The 21659-nt window shown below is 21.9% G+C and carries 20 protein-coding genes and 1 other RNA gene; 3 read left to right on the forward strand and 18 right to left on the reverse strand.

Annotated features, from left to right (window positions below):
• Nucleotides 1-18: 18 nt before the first annotated feature.
• Nucleotides 19-1530, reverse strand: coding sequence for an alpha-amylase family glycosyl hydrolase (locus tag MCAN360_RS04915; protein WP_045433133.1), 1512 nt, complete (start codon nt 1528-1530; stop codon nt 19-21).
• Between the two features lie 29 nt (nt 1531-1559).
• Nucleotides 1560-2534, reverse strand: coding sequence for a DNA polymerase III subunit delta (gene holA / locus MCAN360_RS00070; RefSeq protein WP_045433135.1), 975 nt, complete (start codon nt 2532-2534; stop codon nt 1560-1562).
• Nucleotides 2535-2647: 113 nt separating this feature from the next.
• Between holA and MCAN360_RS00075 the strand changes: the two genes are divergently transcribed.
• Nucleotides 2648-3382 (forward strand): YebC/PmpR family DNA-binding transcriptional regulator, encoded by a 735-nt coding sequence (locus tag MCAN360_RS00075; RefSeq protein ID WP_045433137.1) that lies wholly within the window; start codon nt 2648-2650, stop codon nt 3380-3382.
• A gap of 474 nt (nt 3383-3856) precedes the next feature.
• Nucleotides 3857-4471 (forward strand): restriction endonuclease subunit S, encoded by a 615-nt coding sequence (locus tag MCAN360_RS00080; RefSeq protein ID WP_052461455.1) that lies wholly within the window; start codon nt 3857-3859, stop codon nt 4469-4471.
• A 53-nt stretch (nt 4472-4524) separates the two neighbouring features.
• Here MCAN360_RS00080 and MCAN360_RS00085 read toward each other — a convergent pair whose 3' ends face one another.
• The 6 genes from MCAN360_RS00085 to MCAN360_RS00110 all read right to left on the reverse strand — a co-directional run bounded on the left by MCAN360_RS00085 (nt 4525) and on the right by MCAN360_RS00110 (nt 11212).
• Complete coding sequence (locus tag MCAN360_RS00085; RefSeq protein WP_045433139.1) at nt 4525-5889, reverse strand: MAG0480 family ComEC-like protein; 1365 nt, start codon at nt 5887-5889, stop codon at nt 4525-4527.
• Nucleotides 5814-6332 (reverse strand): MAG0490 family ComEA-like DNA-binding protein, encoded by a 519-nt coding sequence (locus MCAN360_RS00090; RefSeq protein WP_045433140.1) that lies wholly within the window; start codon nt 6330-6332, stop codon nt 5814-5816. Before MCAN360_RS00090 ends, MCAN360_RS00085 begins: the two co-directional genes overlap by 76 nt.
• Nucleotides 6333-6425: 93 nt before the next feature.
• Nucleotides 6426-8438 carry an NAD-dependent DNA ligase LigA gene (ligA, locus tag MCAN360_RS00095; RefSeq protein WP_045433141.1) on the reverse strand — a complete coding sequence of 671 codons (2013 nt, stop codon included), beginning with the start codon at nt 8436-8438 and terminating at the stop codon, nt 6426-6428.
• 2 nt (nt 8439-8440) lie between these two features.
• Nucleotides 8441-9391, reverse strand: a complete 951-nt coding sequence (locus MCAN360_RS00100) for an energy-coupling factor transporter transmembrane component T family protein (protein ID WP_045433142.1) — start codon at nt 9389-9391, stop codon at nt 8441-8443.
• Between the two features lie 13 nt (nt 9392-9404).
• A complete protein-coding gene (locus tag MCAN360_RS00105; RefSeq protein WP_045433143.1) occupies nt 9405-10424 on the reverse strand; it encodes an ATP-binding cassette domain-containing protein in 1020 nt (339 codons plus the stop codon).
• Nucleotides 10409-11212 (reverse strand): energy-coupling factor transporter ATPase, encoded by an 804-nt coding sequence (locus MCAN360_RS00110; RefSeq protein ID WP_045433144.1) that lies wholly within the window; start codon nt 11210-11212, stop codon nt 10409-10411. The genes MCAN360_RS00105 and MCAN360_RS00110 overlap by 16 nt, the downstream gene beginning before the upstream one ends.
• A gap of 213 nt (nt 11213-11425) precedes the next feature.
• Between MCAN360_RS00110 and MCAN360_RS00115 the strand changes: the two genes are divergently transcribed.
• Nucleotides 11426-13321: a hypothetical protein gene (locus MCAN360_RS00115; protein WP_045433145.1), complete on the forward strand. Its 1896-nt coding sequence runs from the start codon at nt 11426-11428 to the stop codon at nt 13319-13321.
• 192 nt (nt 13322-13513) lie between these two features.
• Here the strand turns inward: MCAN360_RS00115 and MCAN360_RS04920 are convergent, their stop codons facing one another.
• The 10 genes from MCAN360_RS04920 to secG all read right to left on the reverse strand — a co-directional run bounded on the left by MCAN360_RS04920 (nt 13514) and on the right by secG (nt 21562).
• Entirely contained in the window at nt 13514-15088 is a 1575-nt protein-coding gene (locus MCAN360_RS04920; RefSeq protein ID WP_045433146.1) for a transglutaminase domain-containing protein, read from the reverse strand.
• Nucleotides 15043-15717 (reverse strand): hypothetical protein, encoded by a 675-nt coding sequence (locus MCAN360_RS00125; protein WP_045433148.1) that lies wholly within the window; start codon nt 15715-15717, stop codon nt 15043-15045. Before MCAN360_RS00125 ends, MCAN360_RS04920 begins: the two co-directional genes overlap by 46 nt.
• A gap of 164 nt (nt 15718-15881) precedes the next feature.
• Nucleotides 15882-16430, reverse strand: coding sequence for a hypoxanthine phosphoribosyltransferase (gene hpt / locus MCAN360_RS00130; RefSeq protein WP_045433149.1), 549 nt, complete (start codon nt 16428-16430; stop codon nt 15882-15884).
• Complete coding sequence (locus MCAN360_RS00135) at nt 16400-17071, reverse strand: deoxynucleoside kinase (protein WP_045433150.1); 672 nt, start codon at nt 17069-17071, stop codon at nt 16400-16402. Before MCAN360_RS00135 ends, hpt begins: the two co-directional genes overlap by 31 nt.
• A 127-nt stretch (nt 17072-17198) precedes the next feature.
• Nucleotides 17199-18071 carry a bifunctional 5,10-methylenetetrahydrofolate dehydrogenase/5,10-methenyltetrahydrofolate cyclohydrolase gene (locus MCAN360_RS00140; protein WP_045433152.1) on the reverse strand — a complete coding sequence of 291 codons (873 nt, stop codon included), beginning with the start codon at nt 18069-18071 and terminating at the stop codon, nt 17199-17201.
• Nucleotides 18072-18073: 2 nt separating this feature from the next.
• On the reverse strand, nt 18074-18250 hold the full coding sequence (locus tag MCAN360_RS04925) for a DUF2188 domain-containing protein (protein WP_148310070.1): 177 nt from the start codon (nt 18248-18250) through the stop codon (nt 18074-18076).
• Nucleotides 18251-18384: 134 nt separating this feature from the next.
• Nucleotides 18385-18774, reverse strand: a transfer-messenger RNA (tmRNA) gene (gene ssrA / locus MCAN360_RS02900).
• A 4-nt stretch (nt 18775-18778) separates the two neighbouring features.
• Nucleotides 18779-19210 (reverse strand): SsrA-binding protein SmpB, encoded by a 432-nt coding sequence (smpB, locus tag MCAN360_RS04930; RefSeq protein ID WP_045433153.1) that lies wholly within the window; start codon nt 19208-19210, stop codon nt 18779-18781.
• A 32-nt stretch (nt 19211-19242) separates the two neighbouring features.
• Nucleotides 19243-21381 (reverse strand): ribonuclease R, encoded by a 2139-nt coding sequence (gene rnr / locus MCAN360_RS00150; protein WP_045433154.1) that lies wholly within the window; start codon nt 21379-21381, stop codon nt 19243-19245.
• Nucleotide 21382: 1 nt separating this feature from the next.
• Complete coding sequence (gene secG / locus MCAN360_RS04935) at nt 21383-21562, reverse strand: preprotein translocase subunit SecG (protein WP_425348790.1); 180 nt, start codon at nt 21560-21562, stop codon at nt 21383-21385.
• Between the last annotated feature and the right edge of the window lie 97 nt (nt 21563-21659).

Below are 21659 nucleotides of genomic sequence, written 5' to 3' on the forward strand. Positions count from 1 at the left end.
ACATAAAAAACTTATCAATTAGTTTTTCTCTTTAAATAGTATTAAACTCTCAAACGGTGATAGTTCTCTAGGAGCTTCTGAATAAAATTTATTAGCATATGATGATACTAAAATTGAATAATCATTTAAGGGGATTATTTTTTTATGATTATTAGTTATGTTAATTAAGAAAATTATTTTTGCTTGTTCTAAATTTCTTTTTATTTTATATATCCCAGAGCTATATTCGACGTTAAAGTTATTGTTTTCAAAAAAACTTTTATATTTAGATAAAAAACAAAAATTATTTAAAAAAATTAAAAAATTTAATCCGCTATCTCTATTTTTTAATTGATTTTCAACATTATTATTTTTGTGATTAATGGCATAAAACAAATTTAAATTATTGATATTTTTTTCCTTATTTCTATTTCAAGACATTTGAGTATAAGAACTTCATTTATTAAAAAGAGAATGAAATAAAAAATATTGATCTAAAGTAATATTTTTGGATTGAAAATATCTTTTTTCTTCGTTGTAATTTTCATCATTAAAATCAAATTTTTTATCAAAATCTGCTTTCAATGTTCCTATTTCATCGCCATAATAAAAACCAATTGAATTATTGCCACTGTAAAGAAGCAACAAAAAGGTTCGAAGTGATTCATTAAAATATGATTTTTCACTACCTCATTTTGAAATAAAACGTCCGTTTTGATCAGAACCAAAGCAAAGAATAACACTTGAATATTTATTAAAAAAATTAATAAATTTAAATATTTCATTATAGTTTGATTTATTTTTATATTTCATTTTAGTTAAACTATTGTTACCAATTTTTGAAATATAAGTTAAATACAAATAATCAAAACACTTATTTTCTTTGTCGAGCATTTTTTTATATAAATTAATTTTATTATTTATAGATTTAAAAATAACTGTTAAATTAGGTTTTTTTCTTTTTATAAGATTATATAAATCAATAATATAATTTATTTTTTTATCGTCTTTTAGGTTATCAAAAGCTAAAAACTCAAAATTATCTAAGATAATAGCATTTATATTAAATTTCAAATAAAAATCTAGTATTGATTCAAAATATCTTATAAAATCTGATATTTCATTAAGTGTTGTTTTCTTAAAACTTTCATTAACTAAATAAGGATCTAATTTTGTTAAATAATGTTTAGTTTGAGAATCATTTTTAGCTAAATTATATAAATTAAGTAAATTGTTTCAATTAATAAATGACTGTTTAATATTTTCTAAATTTATTATTGGAGCAATCTTTATTTTATTTTCATTGAAAGTTTTTACTAATTTAGCAAAATCATTTAATGAACCATATTTTGATTTTACTAAATCTAAATTAAATTGATTTTGATATTGATTTAAAATATCATCAAATGCAACAATATCAACATTAAGATTTTTAAAATAATCTATTTTATTTAATATTCCTTGAAAATCGCCAAATCCATTTTTTTTTGTATCTAAAAAATTGTCAATTTTTAATTCATATAAAATTATTTTTTGTGTTTTAAAATTCATAAATAAACCCTCCTTTTTAGCTTTTAATTTTATTTTATAATGCTTATTAATATTAAATCAATTAGTAAATCAGCATTTATATTTCCTTTTTTAAATTCAATATCAATTTTTGAAATTTCTTTAATTAAAGAGTTTAGCTTTTTTTCAGATATCTTATTATAAAATTCGTAATGCAATTTTACTCGGTATGGATGAATATTAATAATTTTTGAAATTTCGTCATTCGTTATATTCATTTTCTTTAAAATGGCTATATTTTTTGCATTAGCTAAAGTTGAAGAAATCTGTAAAAGAATGCTATTTCCGTCAATACCATATTGAAGTTGTTCATTAATTTTTTTAATAATATTTCTTGGATTTTCAAATTTTAATAAAGCTTCATGCAAAGCAAATTCAAGATTATTAGATAAAGAAAAATTGTTATCATCAACCATTTGTTGACTAATTTCTTTATTTATTAAAAGTAATTTATTTATTTCTGATTCAATTAAGCTTAAATTGTTTGGCATTGTTGAAAGAAAAGAAATTAAAACACGATCAGAAATCTTGCCCTTTTTTTCTTTAATCATATTAAAAACAAAAGAGAATAAGTTTTTTTCGCTAATTTTTGGTATTTCAATAATTTTACTGTTTCTGTCGATAAAATTAAAAGCTAAAGAAGGTAAGAAATTTTTATCATATTTAAAAATTTCTTGACTAAAAATAATAACATTGTCATATTCATTTTCATTTATATTATCTTTTATTAGAGTAATAAAATCATTGATTAATTTAGAAGATAATTTATTTTTTTGATTAAAAATAAAAGGATTTTTAAATATTATTATTTTTTTATTGAAGAATAAACCTTCATTATTTAATGCATCTGAAAGATTATCTAAACTAAAAAAATCATAAAATTTGATAATTTCAATTTGTTGATTTGATAATGAACTTTCTTTTTGGATTATTTCTTCAATTTTTTTATTTATTAAATAATCATCTTCACCTTTTATTAAATACATATGTTTTATTATAGTATAAAGGATTAAATTTTTGGTATAATAAATCGTATTATTAGAATATTAATTATATTTATATTACTTATTATTTTTATTAATCGAATTGGAGTATAAAAATGTCAGGACATTCAAAATGAGCAACAACTAAACACCATAAAGCAGCTATGGATTCTAAGAGAGCAATAATGTTTCAAAAATTTTCAAAAGAAATTATTGTTGCAGCAACAATTGGAGGCCCAGACCCTGATTCAAACCCTGCTTTAAAATTAGCAATAGCTAAAGCTAAAGCTAAATCAATGCCAAAAGCAAATATTGAAAAAGCTATTTCTAAAGTATCAGGAGGATCAAAAGAAGGAGCTAATTTTCAAAGTTATTTATATTCAGGAACAGCATTTGGTGGTGTAAATTTTGTTGTTAGCTGTTTAACAGATAATTTTAATCGTTTAGCTTCAAACATTAAACACTATTTTAATAAATACAACGGCCAACTTGGAAAGCAAGGAACGGTTCCATATGTATTTGATCAAAAAGGTATAATTGAATTTTCAAGTTCTTTAGCTTCAGAAGAAGAAGTTATGATGACTGTCTTGGATGCTGGCGCTGAAGATTTTAGCGTTGAAGGCGACTTGTATGTTATAACTACTCAACCATCAGAATTTCAAAAAGTAAAACAAGCTTTAGATGAAGGATTTAATATTGAAAATTATTCAACCGCAGAAGTAACTTATTTGCCTAATACAGAAACTGAAATTTCGCAAGAAAAAGCTGAACAACTTGAAAAATTTGTTGACTTGTTAGAAGATGATGAAGATATTCAAGAAGTTTGACATAATGCTACTTTTTCTGAATAATATTTATTGATATATTTTTAATTTTTAAAACAAAATAAGTTCGTAATTTTATAATGTTCGAACTTATTTTTTTATTATTAATAATTTTGGTTAAAAAATAATATTATTTTGGTAAATTTTAATAGCCAATATAATTAAATTTTCTACATTTTGTTATTTAAACATGGACAAAAAAAAGTTAACATCACACAGTAATTAACTTTTTTAAAAAGAAATCTACGTGCAACGCTGGTTACTTGATTTATTTATTTTTTTACTAAATTAGCTATTTTTATTTTTATTATCTTTTTTTGAATTTGGCAAAATTTAATACTAAAATAGTAAAAAACTATATTTTAAAATATAAGTTTAATAGTTAAAAAAATTCTAAAAACAATTTTTATTTTAGGTTATTTTGGAATAAAACAAGTAAGAAATTTAAAATTGTTAAATCATATTTATTAATAATTTACAAACGATTGAGAACAACATAAGTTGGGTGATATAGGTTTTGCAAGTGCGTCAGGCGTTGATAAAAAATATAAAACTAATGAAAATGAGGTGTATCTTCTTAATTACATGGATGTTTATAAGAAGCAAAAAATAACTGAAAAAAATTATAAAAAATTAATGGTAACAACTGCCTCTAACGAACAAATTAAAACCAAAAACATTATAAAAGGCGATATATTTTTTACCCCGTCTTCTGAAACAAAAGAAGATATAGGACATTCATTGTGTATTGCTGAAACACTTGTAAATGCTGTGTATTCATATCATTTGTATAGATTTAGACCTAGTGCCGAAAAAATTGATATTAGTTTTAGTAATTACTTTACAAACACTCCTGCCGTAAGAAATCAATTGATATTCCGCTGTCAAGGCAATCAGAGATTCGTATTTTCAATTAATGATTTAATTAATACTAATGTCCGTATTCCATCACTAAAAGAGCAATCTCTTGTTGGATATATTTTTAATTATTTTGACTCCCTTATCACCCTTCATCAGCGTAAGCTTGATAAGCTAAATATTAATTATTTTGACAATAATATTTATTTAATAGGTTTTAAAATTTTTAAAATAAAAATGGAAGTAAAGTTAGTTTAATATAACTTAATTTTATTTTTATCTAGATTACAAAATATATTGCACAAATAAAATTATTGGTTTATTTTTATTGATTTATAAAATTTTAATTTTCTTAGAATCAAAAATATTGAGCAAAAATAAATGCAAATAAAATTTGAAATTTCAAATTTAACAATATATGTTGCTTCATTTAATAAATTTAATATAGTGTCAAAAAATAATATTAATTTTTCTGATACAATGCTTCATTTAAAAAATATTAATGTAAATATATAATTTAAAGAAATTAATGGCAATAACAAAACTTGATTAAAAAAAGAAAATACATTATATTTATCGTTAAATGTATGAATAATTAATGTTGAAAATAAATGTGCTATTATAAGAACCATTATTGATTTAAAATAAAAATTTTTATTTTTAAAAATATATACTGTTATAAAAATAAATAAAGTTATTAAGAAAGATAAAATAAAAGAATAATCATATATAGCAAAAGGGTTTAATGTGGCTAATAAAACAGCAGTTATACTTAAAAGATTGATATTATTCATTTTTTTATTAAAAATATTTTTGTTTAAAAAAATGAGTAATAAAAATATTAATGATCTTGTAGCACTAATTTTAAATTCTAAAATCGTTAAATATATTATCAAAAAAGAAAATGCAAAAAAATCATCAATAGGTATTTTAATTTTTATTTTTTTAATTAATTTAGTTATTGTTAAATATATTAAATTAAAATGGAATCCGCTAATTGTAAAAAAATGAATAATATTTAAATTAACAAGTTTTTTATATATTAATGAGTTTTTTTCGTATTTATTTAAAACAATTATGTTAATGTACTCTTCTATAATTTTATTTTCTGAGAAAAATATTTTAAATGTGCTTTCCTTATTTAAAAATTTAATTTCTTGCAGATTTAGTTCAAATAAAATTTTATTGCTTATATTAAATAGTTTAGGATTTTTTATTTTTAATAGCATACCTTTTAAAAAGAAAAAATATTGATATTTAGTCTCGTAATTAATATTAATATTTAATTTTTTAAATTTACTATTTTTTCAAACTATAAAATTGATATTTTTTAATTTAAATAAAAGAAAATTATCATAATTCTTTTCTAATTTAAAATTATTTTCAATATGATAAAAATTATAATAATTAAAATAAATCAAATAGCAAGATAAACTTAAAAAAATAATAGCAAAAAATATTAAAGATAAAATTCAAAATTTATAGTTAAAAAAATTAAAAATAAAAACTAAAATTAATAACCCGATAATTAAATAATTATCAATATTTAAAAATAGACTAACTAATAAAAAAGAAGTTAAACAAGAAGGAAAAATAAAATCTATATATCGATGTTTTTTACTAAAATTAAGTAGGTTTTTTCACCAACACCAGGAATTTCTAAAATTTCATTTCAAGTTTTTATCTCCTTTTTATTAATATATTCAAAAATTTTAGTTGCAATATTTGGTTTTATTCCTAAACTAATAAGGATTTTTTCATTTTTAATATCTTTTATTTTTAGTTTTTTATTTTTTAAATAAGGAATAAAAATTTTTTCATTATTTTTTAATTCTTGATTTTTATTTATATTTTTTAAATCAGCACCGCTTACCAAAACAGATTCTCGAAATAAATCAACATATTTTGCTCCTTCATTTAAAAAATATTCTCCCGGATATTTAATTGCTCCAGCAACGTTTACTTTAATATAATTAATTTCTTTTTTATTTAATTTTTTATTTCTTTCATTTTTTAATATTTCATTTTTTATAACAATAGATGAAATTAAAACTATTGAAGAAATTAAAAATAGACTAGTTGTTAAAATAATTTTCTTCTTATTAACTTTAAATTTCATATTTTAATTTTGTAATTATTTTTATCACTTGTTTGTTTATTAAAGAAAAAATAGCGAAAAATAAAACCTTTCTATATAAAAAATAGCAAGGTTTTATTTAAAAAAATTTTCTAACATGTCATTGAATTCTTGTTCATTAATTATTTTAATGTTAATTTTTTTAGCTTTTGGTAATTTGCTACCTGCGTTTTCTCCAATTAGTAAGTAGTTTATATTTGATGAAATCGAAGACATTACCTGTCCATTATTTTCTAAAATAATCTTTTCAAAAAATGATCTTGGTTTCGATAATTTTCCTGTAATAACAAATGACAAGCCATCAAAAATATTGCTTTTAATATTTTTTTTATAAGTCGGATTAACTCCTAAGGAAATTAAATTTGAAATAAGACTTTTATTTTTATTATCGTTAAATCATTCAACTAATTTTAAGGTTATTTTTGATCCTATATCATGAAAATTTTCAAAGATTGAAAAATCGTAAGTTAATAAATTTTCAAATTTAATTATTTTTGATGCAATAAACTTTGCTGTTTTTTGACCAATTAAAGGAATTGATAAGGCAAAAATTAATTTTTCAAGTGATTTTGTTTTTGAATCTTCAATAGCTTTAATAATTTTATTGATTGAAATTTCACCAAAACCATCTAGCTTAACCAATTTATCTTTATGGTTCTTTAAATTAAAAATATCTTCAATACTATTAATATAGCCTAGTTTATTAAGAAAAATTATATTTTTTTCACCAAGAGATTTTATATCCAAGCCATCTTTTGAAGTAAAATGTATTAGTTTTCTTATTTTTATTTCTTTACATTCTTCATTTAAGCAATATTGTTCTAATCCACTTTCATTAAAATAAAGTTGGCTTTGGCAAAAAGGACATATTTTTATAGGTTCAAAAAAATTTAAATTATTTTTTTTGCTTACGCCTACTACACAAGGGATTATTTCACCTGATTTTTTTATAAAAACTTCATCATTAATATTAATATTTAAATTTTTTATAAATTCATAATTATTTAATGTTGCATAGTTAACTTTTGTCGAAGAAAGTTCAACTTCTTCTAATAAAGCATTATATGTAACAATACCAGTTCTACCGATAGTAACAAAAATATTTTTTAGCAATGTAGAAGCTATATCGGGTTCATATTTAAAAGCAATAGTTGAATGTGGGAACTTTGAAGTATAACCAAGTTTTTCATAAAATTCTAACTCGTTTAATTTAATTACAATTCCGTCAGTTTCGTATAAAAGATGTTGTTTTTTATTTTTGAAATTTAAAATATATGATTTTATTTGATCAATATTTAAGGCTTTCTTTGCATAGTTTGAAATATTAAAATTTAACGATTTTAAAAATAAAAATGTTTCTTCCATAGTTTTAATATTATGTTGTTCAGGATTAACGATATAATACAAAAATGAAGCTAAATTTCTTTCTTTAACAATATTTGGATCTAATTGTCTAAGTGTACCTGCAGCAGCATTTCTTGGGTTTGCCATTGGATTTTTATTTTCAGACATTAGTTTTTTATTTAATGTTTTAAATTCATCAATTGGTAGAAAAATTTCCCCTCTAACTTCTATATCATTAGTATAAGAAATAGTTTTTGGTATGTTTTTAATTTGATAAACATTGTTTGTAACATCTTCACCAATTTTTCCATTTCCACGTGTAACAGCTTGAATTAATTTACCATTTTTATACTTCAATGATATTGACAAACCATCGATTTTAGGTTCGATAAAAAAAGAAAAATTATTTGTTATTTTTTTGATATTTTCAATAAATTTTTCAATTTCTTCAATTTTATATGCTTTATTTAAAGAAAGCATAGGAGTATCATGAGTTACTTTTGTAAAAATTTTTGAAGCGTGAGCATTAATTTTATTTGTTGGCGAATTATTTAATTCGTCTTTTGTAAATAAATAAGAAAATTCAGTTTCTAGCTTTTTTAATTTATTTATTTCTACGTCGTATATTTCATCTGAAACTAAAGGATTATCTAAATCATAATAATATTTATCTCATTCTTTAATTTTGTTTTGTAAATCCGTAATTTCTTTTTTTATTTTAAAATTATTAATTTCTTCTTTCATTTTTAAACCTTTTGAAATGTTGCTAATCATCAAGATGGTAAATTAATTGAGTCGATAGAACATACAACTACTAAAGTTGTTAGCCCTAATAAAATAATTGAGGCTAAAATATCTTTTCATTTTGGTGAAATTTTACGATAATACGTTCTTTTTGAATAAGGTTCATAACCTCTTGAAGTCATAGCATCTGATAAGTCATTTGCTTTATTAAAAGAGGAAACAAAAAGAGGTATCATCAAAACAATAAATGATTTAATTTTATCTTTAAAATTACCGTTTTTAAAATCAACACCACGACTTGATTGAGCCTTCATTATTCTATTTGATTCATCCAAAAGAGTAGGAATGAATCTCAAAGCAATTGAAATTATCATTGTAATTATTTCTGTTGGAATTTTGAACAATTTTAAAGGATACAACAAATCATTAATTGCTCTTGTTAATAAAACCGACTTTGTTGTAACTGTTAAAATAGTTGTTATTAAAATTACACCATAAATTCTTATCATAATCGATATTGTTCTATGTATTGAAAATAACGTTAATTGAAATGTTGAATTAATATCATTTTTAGGCGCAAAGAATACTAAATTTATAATTATTTTTCCTCGATAAATAACATAAGCATCTGAATTTATTTCAGAAGGTAAAGGAACATATTTATCAGCATCATAATACATTATTGCTCCCTTAATAGTAAGCATATTAATAATAAGTAAGAATAAAGCAATATAAATAGGTAATTTTATTTTTTGAAACAATGATTTTACTGATTTGGTAGCTATTACATATAAAACCATACTAAAAATAATTAAAATACCTAAAGTAATATAATGCGATGAAACAAAAAATAAAATAATAAATAAAATGTTTGCTAAAAATTTTAATCGAGGGTCAAGGTTATGAATTGGTGTATTAATGTTTAAGTATTTACCTATAATTGTTTTATTCATTGATTAACCCTCCTTATTTTCTTTTTATTTTTATCTGTTTATTAATTTCATTTGCTAACTCTTCAATATTAGTTACTTTTTGAATATTAAATCCATTTTTATTTAACTTTTCAACATATGATAATAATTTAGTCGGTATTAAACTATTTTCAATAAGTAAATCGTTGTTACTTAATATTTCATATGTATCGCCATCTTTTATGATTTTTCCATCTTTAACAAATAATGTTCTTTTTGTTCATCTTAATGCATTATCAAGGTCATGAGTTACAATGATTATTGTTGTTCCTTGTTTGTAAAGATTATAAAAAAGTTGCAACATCTCTTCAACACCTTGAGGATCTAAACCTGCAGTTGGTTCGTCTAAGACTAAAAATTTTGGTTCCATTGCCAAAATACCTGCAAGTGCAACTCTTCTTTTTTGTCCTCCAGATAAATTAAACGGACTTCTTTTTAAATAATCAAGTGGTAAACCTACCATTTCAATATACTTAGCTGCCAATTGTTTTGCTTTATCTTTTTTAATCCCCATTGAGATTGGACCGAAAATAATGTCTTTTTCTATTGTTGATTCAAATAGTTGATATTCAGCAAATTGAAAAACAACACCAACTTGTTTTCTAAGAGATTTTATGTTTTTAATTTTTCTTTTAGTTTTAGTTATATTTATATCAGTAAAAATAATTTCAAATTTATCTTTTTTAGGTATTTTTTTTATTTCTTCAACCTTTTTTTTATATTCGCCTAAAGCATTATTGTATTCTTCTATTGTATTAAAACTTTTTTTATTAGGTTTTTTTGGTTTTTTTATTTTTTTAAATAATGGAACGTTATTAAAATCAATTGAACCTGAATCAGGGATTAAAAGAGCATTAAAATGCTCAATTAACGTTGTTTTACCTGAACCAGTAGGTCCAATAATTGAAATTGCTTCTGATTCATTAATTTTAAGTGAAATATCATTTAAAACTCTTATATATGTTGGAAGTTTTTTGTCATATTCCTTTATTAAATTATTTACTTTAATTTGCATAAAACCTCCAAAAGTTTATCTTCATCATATGTTGGTTCAATACCATTTATCATTTCACTTAATTTATAAATAAAAGGAGAATCTATTTTTGCAATTTCAATAATTTCTTTATTATTTAATATTTCAATTGGTTTTCCTTGAGCAATAACTTTTCCACCAGAAAAAACAATTAATTTATCAGCCAATAAAGCTTCATCCATATCATGCGTAATTGAAATTAATGTTTTATTTGTTTTTGAATGCAAGTCATGAATAATTTTATAAATATCAGCTCTACCTTTTGGATCTAACATTGATGTTATTTCATCAAAAATAATAATTTTAGGATCAAGAGCTAAAGTAGAGGCAATAGCAACTCTTTGTTTTTGTCCCCCTGATAAATTTTGTGGTTCTCTTTCTAAAAAATCAATCATTCCAACTTCTTTGGCATATTTTTTAATAATTTCTTCCATTTGATCATGGTTCATTTTTTTATTTTCTAGCCCAAATGCAATATCATCTTCAACCGTTGAACCAATAAATTGATTATCTGGGTTTTGATAAACAATTCCTATTCTTTTTCTAATTTCTTTTAAATTTTCAGAATTTATTTCAATACCATCAATAATTATTTTTCCACCTGATGCTTTATATATTGCTGCTAATAATTTTGAAAATGTGCTTTTTCCAGAGCCATTGTGACCTAAAATTGCTACATATTGTCCATCTTCAATTGTTAAATCTATACTGTCTAATGCTAATCTTGGACTACCTGGGTATTTATAACTAAGTTTTTTAATTTCAATCATAAAAATAATTATATATTTTTATTAATTTATATTTTAAAAAGATTAATAACCTTAAAATATCGTTTTATTTTAAATTTATAATTTCTTAAAACAAAATATTTTTATAAAGATACTTAAATAAGATTTAAAAAATTAATTAAATTTTATAATTTAAATATATAATTTTTACCTTGATAATTAGCAAACTTAAGTATTAAAAAAGGAATTTATAATATGAAAAAAATAAAAAATTATTTATTTAAAATTATGAGTTTATCATCTTTTATTGTGCCATTATCAATTATTTCTTCTAAGTGTGAAAATAAAAACCCTAAAATTGAAACACCGAATGAAATAACACATAATGAATCGCAAAAACCAGTTCCAAATCAAACTAAAGATAATGAATTAGGGAATCAAAATAAACAAAATGAGAAAGAAAAATTAAAAAATGAAGATTTAAAAAATCAATTAAATGAATTAGCTGAAAAAGTTAATATTAAACCTAAAGAAGGGATTAATTCTATTGAACAAGCCTTAAAAATAGATAATTACACATATGATTCTTTTTCTGATTCAAAAATTACTTTACTAATAACTAAAATAAATAAGAAAGATAGCAATAATGTTATTTTAACTTTTAAATTAATTAATACAAAAGAAAATATTTCATCTTCTGAAATGCAAAGACAAATTAACTTTAATTTTAGTTCAAAAAATAATATTCTAAGTAATAATGAAATTGAACTTAATGGCTTAAAAATTATTGGTTTTAAAAATATAGTAAGTTCTTTAAAACTTAATAAAAATATGACAGTTACTGAAGCAATTAATAAGCTAAAAGAACATGAAAATAAAAAGGATTTTAAAATTTATAATTTAAAATTCGACGAGTATGATGAAACAAAAGGAACAATTTCAATTTCTTTTAGTTATGAAATTGAAAATAATAAATTTGATAACAATAAAACTTCAATATCCGGCTTTAAAAAAGTTGAAATTTTTAATAAAGATTTAATTTCTATTTCTTTAAATAAAGAAAAATTAATTAAAGAGAAAAAAAATATTAAAGATTTAAATAATCAAAATTTAAATGAATATTTAATTATTACTACTATAAATTCTTCAGGAGAAGAAATAAATATTTCTAAGCTTATAGAAAATCAATCATTTAATTATAAATATGAATATAAACCTAAATTTTCAAATGAACAAAAAAAAGAAAATGTCAATTTAACAATAATAATTTCATATAAGAAAAAAGACTTAAATAAAGCTGAAGAAGAAGTTATTCAAAAAATTGAACTTTTAAGAAAATCAATAAAAAATAACAACATAAAAGAAAAAGAAATTTTAGATTATATTATTGATAATTCAATAACAACAATTGCTCATAATTTATCTAATAAATTTCCTTCAGCTTTTTTAAAACCGTTTAATGATTCTAAAAAAATCGCATACTTTTTTATTAAAAACGACAATGAAAATTACTTTGGAACTGGAGAAAAAATAATTCAATTTTCAGATGAAAGTTTAAAAGTAGATGATTTTGAAGGAAAATTGAAATTTAGTTTTAACCTAAAATATCAAAATGAAGGTAAAACTTTTATTTCAAAATCAAAAGAAATAGAAATTAATAATCTTAAAAAAATAACCTCTGATTATTTAAGTAATTTTCAATTAATTTTTAATTCCACAAGTGAAAAATTTAAAACAATTACAAATAAAATGAAAGATGATTATCTAAAAAATCAAAATTTAGATTCTAAAAAATATATTGCATTATTAACAAATACCACAAATAATGAACATATTTTTTTAAGAAACAATAAAGATATTCAAAATAATGAATTAGAAATTCGAGAATTACCAAATTTAAAACTAAATGCATTGGGAAAACCGATTAAAGAAGTAATTAAAGATGGTGTAATTATAAATTTTTCAGGAAATGAGGATGACAATTTTGAAATTAATTATTTATTTGCTAATTTTAAAAATGTAGAAATTGATAGAATTGAAGAAAATAGAGTTTACTTTAAATTAAATTATGATTTAGTAATATCAATTAATTCAGACAATAATTCCGAGATAGTAATTCCTCAAAGCACTTCTTGATTTTTTAATATATAAAAAAAATTCAAAAAATATTTTAGTAATAAATTAAAACAAAGAAGGCTAATATTAAAAATAATAAACCTCAAAAGTTAAGCTAAGTAAATTAGAAAACTTTTGAGGTTTATTATAAATTTGCTATGGTTTTCAAAATATAAATAAACTATTAACTTTATGTATTCTAGTTTGTTTATAACATAGTTTATTTTTTTATATATTTAACAAATAAGATTCTGAGTATAAAACATTGTTTTTACCTTTAAATCTAAATAAATATTTTCCAGAACCTAGTTTTATTTTATTTTCGGTTACTTCTTTTCATTTATCTTCGTTTATTTCTTTATACTCCATTAAAGGATTTATTCCTGTAACATAACCTTTATATATTCTAATTGTTCTAATATCAGGCATTTTTTTGATATCAATTTTTTGAATTAAAGAAGTTAAATATTCGCCTTTTCCTTCCTTTACAACATATAATGTTTTTGTATCAATATTTTCTAAATAAATATCTTTATTATCATTTATATTTATTCACTCACTGTTATTTATTTTATATTTCATTCCTTTTTCAATATTTGTTAGATAACCGCTACGCTCATTTTCTGGTCTAAAAATACTTTGAGGTAAAGGATGATGTTTTATTTCAAAATCAAAGTGTTCTTGATTATAAATAAATTTATATCCTATTTTATAAATATTTATTTTTATTTTCGGATTTAATTTATTAAAATTATGTAAATAAACTAATGTAGAATTGTTTTGATTTACTACTTTTTTTATTTCGGCATTTTCTATAAAAATATTTTCATCGTCGAAAACAGTGTTTTCGGGATTAGTGATTTGTAAAATATAATGTGACTCTTCATCTTGATATTTTTTTATTGTTAAATTAACATTTTGTTTATCTTCTACCCTTGGCAATAAATACTGATATGTAACAAAATTACGATTAGAATAACGTTTTTTATAAGTATGATGTTTTTTTGTTTTATCAACAATACTTTTTTCAATTAACTCTTCAAAATAATTATTACGATAATAAGGTGTGGTAAAAATAACTTTATTACCATTATCACTACTTACTATTTTTTCTAATATTTTATTTACATCTTTTTTTTCTTGGATAAAATTTTGTAGTTTATATCCTCTGTATTTTTGCCCCATTTGTTCTGGTCGTATTTTTTTAATATATTGTCTACTTCTTTGTAAATCATAATCATTAACTAAAAAATAATTGTAATTTACTTTATTATCAAGACTTGTTTTGGCTCCTCAAGTGGCATCAACATGGTATCACTTGCCCTCAAGTTCAATCATATTTCAAATATGTTTTTCTCTTCCTACATCTCCTATTATTAAAAGATTAGGTATTTTTAATTCATCCAAAAACATTTTCATGCCCTTAGCATAGCCAGTACATACACTTGCTAAACCAATAATTGCACTGTATGCTGTTTGATCATCACCTAAAAACTCACCATCTTGATATCTAACATTATTACCTAATCATTCATATGCTTTTAATGCTCTTTCTACAGGTGGTAAATTTAATCATCCGCCTTGGGTAATTATTTCTTTAACCCTTTGTAATGATTGGTTGTATTCTTTAATGTTTTGTGAAGATTTGGGATTATATACCATTACATCAAATCCATATAATTCTTTATCAACTAACGCCCATAATTTCATTGGAGATGATGTATTGGTATTATTAGTCAATGTTACACTATCGCCACTTATTTTTTTACTTCATCCAAAGGATAATATTTTTGTAAATATCATTTAACATTCTTTACTACTTCATTTTCCTTATTATAAATTTTTAACTCTAACGGTTCATTATGCAACACTTCAAGTTGATTATTGTCATTTAATAAATAATTAAAATGATATTTATTGGTATTAAAATAATTATAACCAATTTCATTTTTTAAGGACATTATTTTATTTTCAACACTATTATCTACATCATCAATAATTGCATTATCTTCTTTTTCCTTTCGAGCAATTATTTTTTTATTTGGATCATCCTCATTTAAAGGTTTATTCATTTTACCTTTTTCTATTGTTTTTAAAGGATCTCTTTTAGTAGGTTTATGTAATTTCATCCCCTCGATTAATTCAACAGATGGAACAATGATATTTTCTGGTACTCCATTTTTTTGTATTTCTTTTTTTGTTTCACCTTTTTCTATTGTTTTTAAAGGATCTCTTTTAGTAGGTCTAATGTAATTCATCCCCTCGATTAATTCAACAGATGGAACAATGATATTTTCTGGTGCTCCATTTTTTTGTATTTCTTTTTTTGTTTCACCTTTTTTATCTATTTTTTGCTCATTAACACATGAAAGTGTCATTAAAGGAACATTTAAACTTAATAAGGTGGTAATTAATAATATTTTCTTTTTCATACTCAAAATTATAAACTAATATACTTATATTAATAATAACTTAAAATAAAAAAATGATTTTAATATAACAATCAATACTATGCAAAAACATATTTAAAATATTTCGCTAAAAATAAAAAAAGTTAACACATTGCAATGTTAACTTTTTGCTGCATTTATATGGATTATTTTCTTTTTATTGTTCCAATATAGGGTAATTGACGCATTTTTTCTTCTCAATCAAAACCAAAACCGACAACAAAATCATTTTTATTAATTAAAAAACCAAAATTATCTGGTTCAAATTCAACAACTCTTCCACTCGGTTTGTTTAAAAGAGTAAGAACTTTTAATGATTTAGGATTTCTTGATTTTAAAATCGAAACAACTTTTGTCATTGTTCTAGCAGTATCAACAATGTCTTCAACAATCAAAACATCACAACCTTCAATATTATTTACTAAATCTAAAACAATTTTTACATTTCCTGAGGATTTATCTGTTCCATCATATGAACTAGTTATCATAAAATCAGATACAAAATCAATGTGTATTGTCTTTATTAATTGAGCATAAAAAGGAAGACAACCTTTTAATAAACCAACAATTATTAAATTTTTTGAATTTTTGTATGTTTCATTAACTCAATTACTTAATTCAAAAATTTTTGCTTCTAATTCATTTTGAGAAAAAAGAACTTTTTCTATTCTTGGATCAATTGTTTTTTTTGTCATTGTTCTTCCTCTTCCTCAATTATTTTAATTGCTTTTTCAAAAACTTGATTTTCATCTAAATTATTAACATCAATTATTCTAAAATTAAGTTGAAAATTATCTGCAAGTTCTTTAAAAATTTTATAATAATTTTCGTGCAAATTTTTAAAATATTGAAAATTTAGATCTCAATTTTTTATCTCTGTTTCCCTCCCTCTTTTAAAGATTCTTTTCTTAAATGTTTCAAAATTAATATTTAAAAATATAACTAAATCTGGTAGTTCGTTTTTTGTTATTAATTTATTAAACAAAGCATCAAATGCTTCTAAATATTTAGGTTCTTTTTCTTGTAAAATTAGTTTTGCAAAAATATAATGTTCAATTGAAAATCGATCCAAAAATAAGTGTCTATTTTTATTAGGTTTTTTTAGTAATTGCTTAAGAATTAAATTAAATTTTGAAGAGTGGTTTTCAATTATATAACTTTGAAATCCTATTGTTATATTAGGTTTTTTTTCATATAATCATTTTAAAAATGTATTAAAAACTTCATCATTTTCTTCAAATTCTTTTAAAAGTAAAGAATTGCTGTAGTGTTTTGTTAATTTTTTAGATAGTGAACTTTTACCAGCTGATATCATTCCACTTATTCCAATTATCATAATCCTCCACGTTGATTTAAAAATATTTAAATTATTTTACTAAAACTTATATTTTTTTATTATAAAAATAAATATTTTAATTAATTTTTAAGACACTTTTAAAAAATCTAAAAATTAATTAAAATATTTACTTATTAAGAATTTTATTATAAAAATTTGTTTTATTTTGTATGTCATATGACTTAATTAAATTTAATATAAGACCAATAATTGTCATTGGTCCAACACCACCGGGAACTGGAGTTAAAAAAGATATTTCTTGTTTAATGTTATCTAAATTAATGTCACCAACAATTGTATTATTTTCTAGTCGATGAATTCCAACATCCACTAAAATAACATTATTTTTTAATTTAATATTATCTAAACATCCTCTTGATCCGGTTGCAACAATTAATAGATCATTTAAATAAATATCATCTTTAGGAGTATTTATTTCATATCTTCTTACAATTGCTCCAGCTTGTTCAAAAAAAATTGACAAGGGTTTTCCGACTATTTTACTTTGTCCTATAACACCGATATTTAGATTTTTATAATCAATATTATATTCTTCAAGTAATATAATTATCCCAAGTGCTGTTGCTGGTAAAAAAGATTTGAATTTTAAATGAAAATTAGCTTTTTGATTTGCTTTTGTTAATCCATCAATGTCTTTAGAAATTTTTATTTTATTTAATAATTTATCAATGTTTTTTATTTTATTTGTTTGAACTGGGAGCTGAATAATAAATCCTGTTGTTTCAATATTTAAAATTTTAATAGCTTTTTTTATTTCTTTTTCAGTTGAATTTTTTTGTAATTTAATAAATTTAGTTTTTATTCCTAAATTTTTAGCCATATTCAATTTGTGTCTAATATAAATATTTGATTCCTCAAGATCGCCAACTTGCAAAATACCTAAAATTGGCATTTTTTTCTCTGCCAATTTGCTTAATTCGTTCTGGATTTTATTTTTAATTTTTTCTTTAGTTTGTTTACCATCTAATATTTTAAACATTATTATACTTTTCTGAATGCGCCAGTTCTACTCTGCACGTTAATTGAAGTGGTATCTTTTAAAGATTTTGCATAATCCATAGCTTCCTTTTGAGTTTTAAAAACTCTTAAAGCTCTTTGCCCTTTAGGATTTTTAACCGCTCATCCATCAGGATGATTTACGACTAATCTAACTGCCATAATTCCTCCATTTATATTATTAAAATACTTATATATTATTATAAAGTTAATAATGTTTTTTATTTTAAAAATTCCATGTATTTTCTAAAATAAAATTGATACAAAATATTTGTATCAATAGGTGATTTATCATTTGGTGGAGATGCGGGGAATCGAACCCCGGTCCACACATTCTTGTGGTTTTGCTTCTACAGTTTAGTTAAATTTTTTAATAAACTTATTAATTTAAAATTAACAAAAAACATAATAAGCTTTAGCTAACGGATGTCATCTAGAAATAAGCTAAATTTCACTAGATCAAAAGCCCTAACCAACAAAAATCTTATATTGGGCAAAATAAGATTTTGACCAGTTTCAAATTAAGCGTAAACTGGATTTAAATTGTTCATCATAACATTTGTCATAATGAAATCTTTTTTGTTTTTTTCTTCTAAATTTGCATTTAAGAAGCCTAGAAGTATTTTAGGTTTACCAGACCACTGCCACAAAAACACTTAAATGCCTGTCGAAGCCATTACATCCCCAAATTTAATAAATGGTTTTAAGACTTCTTTTTATTTCTTCTTGTTTTATTTTTTCTCTTTTATCGTATTTCTTTAATCTTTTAGCTAGTGCAATTTCTACTTTTATTCGATTATTAACTCAATAAATTGAAATCGGAATAATTATTAGTGATAAACGATCAATTAGATTCTTTAAACGTAATATCTCTTTGCTATGCATTAATAATTTTCTTGATCGATCTAATTCGCCCTTGACAAGCATATATTGTGAAATATGCATATTATTTAGCCAAATTTCATTTTTATTACTAATTGAACAAAATGCATTATCCAATTTAACATTTTGAGCTCTTAAGCTTTTTACTTCTCAACCTAGCAATGAAATTCCTGCTTCATAAATGCTATGAATCTCATAATCAGATTTTGCAAATTTATTTTTAGTAATTAATTTTGGCATAATTAAAATTATAAATTATAAAAAAAGAAATATTAACACAATTTCGCATTAATATTTCCTTTTTCTCTTTCAATACCAGTTATTTGAATTTTGTAATCTTTTCCTACTTTAAAATGATATTTATTCCCCTTAGCTTCAAAGTTAGATTTTTTTACTATTTGATCATCAAGATTTTCAAAACGAATTAAAACGCTAGTTTGGTATTCATTTATATTAAAAAATACGCCAAATTTTTCTATTGAAATAACAGTTGCTAAAAATATTTTATTTTTTAAATTATCAAAAAATTCTGTTTTTCTTATGTCAACAATATCTCTTTCGATTGTCATTGCTGTTTTTTCAGATTCTGAGTTAGATATTGCGATTTGTTCAATTTTATTTTTTAAATCATTAAATTCATTTTCACTAAGTTTTTTATTTTTAAATAGATATTGCTTGATTAAGCGATGTAGAAGCAGATCTGGATATCTTCTAATAGGGGAGGTAAAATGGGAATATTGTTTTGAAGCAAGACCGAAATGTCCTATATTATTTGAAGAATAAATAGCTTTTTGCATTGTCCTTAAAAAAGCACTTTTCATATATTCATCAAGTTTTTTTTCTTTAATTTTTTGCACCATTAAAGAAAAACTTAACGGTTCGCCATCAAAAGGTACGTTAATATTTTTAAAATTTGAAAATTTAATTAATTCTTGTAATTCAATAAGTTTTTCATAAGAAGGCTTATCGTGAATCCGATATATTGAAGGAATATTATTTTTTTCCATAATAAAAGCAATAGTTTCATTTGCTCTTACCATAAAGTCTTCAATCATATTTTCACTTTCACCTTCTTCGTGAAGTTTTATGTCTACAACTTTATTATTTTCAATAATTATTTTAGGTTCTTTAATTTCAAAATTTACATATCCTTCATCTAGTTTTGATTTTCTTATTATTTTTGAAATAGTTCTTGAATTATCTAATAATGTTTTTAGCTCGTCTGGTAAATTAATTTTTCTTTCGAAATATTCATTAACTTGATTATATGTCAAACGGTAGTTAGAATTTATTACGCTCTCATAAATTTCATAATCAACATTTTCACCTTTTTCATTAATTTCTAGTTCAAGTGTCATTGTGCATCTATCAACATTTGGATTTAATGAACAAATACCATTAGATAATTCAAAGGGTAACATCGGAATTACTTTGTCTGGTAAATATATTGATGTACCTCTTTTTAAGGCTTCATTATCAATTAAACTTTCTTCTTTAACATAATGTGATACATCTGCGATGTGAATAAATAGTTTAATATTTTTATTAGGTAAAACATAGCACGAAATAGCGTCGTCAAAATCCTTTGTATCCAATCCATCAATTGTTACTGTTAGTAGATTTCTTAAGTCTTTTCTTTGAGAAATTTCATAATCAGAAACTAACTGTGGTAGTTGTTTTGCTTCATTTAATAAATCCTTATTAAATTCAAGTTGTATTTCATTTTCTGAAAAAATTTTTTTAAACGGATAATTAAAATCATCAATAGAGCTTAAAATTTTATTAAATCTTGCTATTATATATTTTTTATCTACGTCTAAAATTAAAATTTCTACAACATCTTTATTTGTTATATTTTTAGGTATTTGGAATTGATTTAATATTTCAAAATTAGCTTTATCTCTATCATTTAATGCTTCAAAATAATATTTATTTTTTGAATTCTTTTTAATTGTTCCAACAACGATATTTTTTTTATGTTTAATTATTTTATTTATTTTTGCTTTGTATAGAATTTCATTATTTTCATTGTAATAATAAAATATTCTGGCACTAACTAAATCCCCGTTTAAAACGTTTTTAATTTCAAATGGTAAAACTATTGCTGAATTATTTTTAGTATTATCTTGATCATCAAAATCTATAAAACCAAGTCTTTTATTTGTTATTGAAATTTCTTTTTCAACTTCTTTTAAGAAAAAAATTGGATAATATTTATCATTTCTATTTATTTCAATTTTATTTTGTTCAAGTAATTTTTTTAATAAACTCGAAAGCTCTTTATTTAAATTTGCATGTATTTTTAATTTTTTAACAATTTCTAAAAAAGAAAGACCCAGAGGATTTTTTTGAATAAATTCCAAAATTTCTTCTGAATCTAAACTTTTGATGTTTTCGTTTTTAAATTTCATTTTAGTTTGTTTGTCAAACAACCCTTAAAACAATAGCAAATATAAATAACAAAATCCCTAGAGAAATCATTGATCATTTTAAAACTTTTTTTATTCCACGTTCTTTTGAAATTTTGAACAAATCAAGATCATTACTTCCGACTAACGCACCGCTAAAACTATTAGAATCAGGAGCCATCATAAATGAAATTGCAACAATAAATAATGAAATTAAGGATAGAATTACAACTAAAATTCAAATTAATGTGCTATTTATACCAGCTTTTGAAACATTAGTT

This window comes from Metamycoplasma canadense, assembly GCF_000828855.1.
GTDB lineage: Bacteria > Bacillota_I > Bacilli_A > Mycoplasmatales > Metamycoplasmataceae > Metamycoplasma > Metamycoplasma canadense.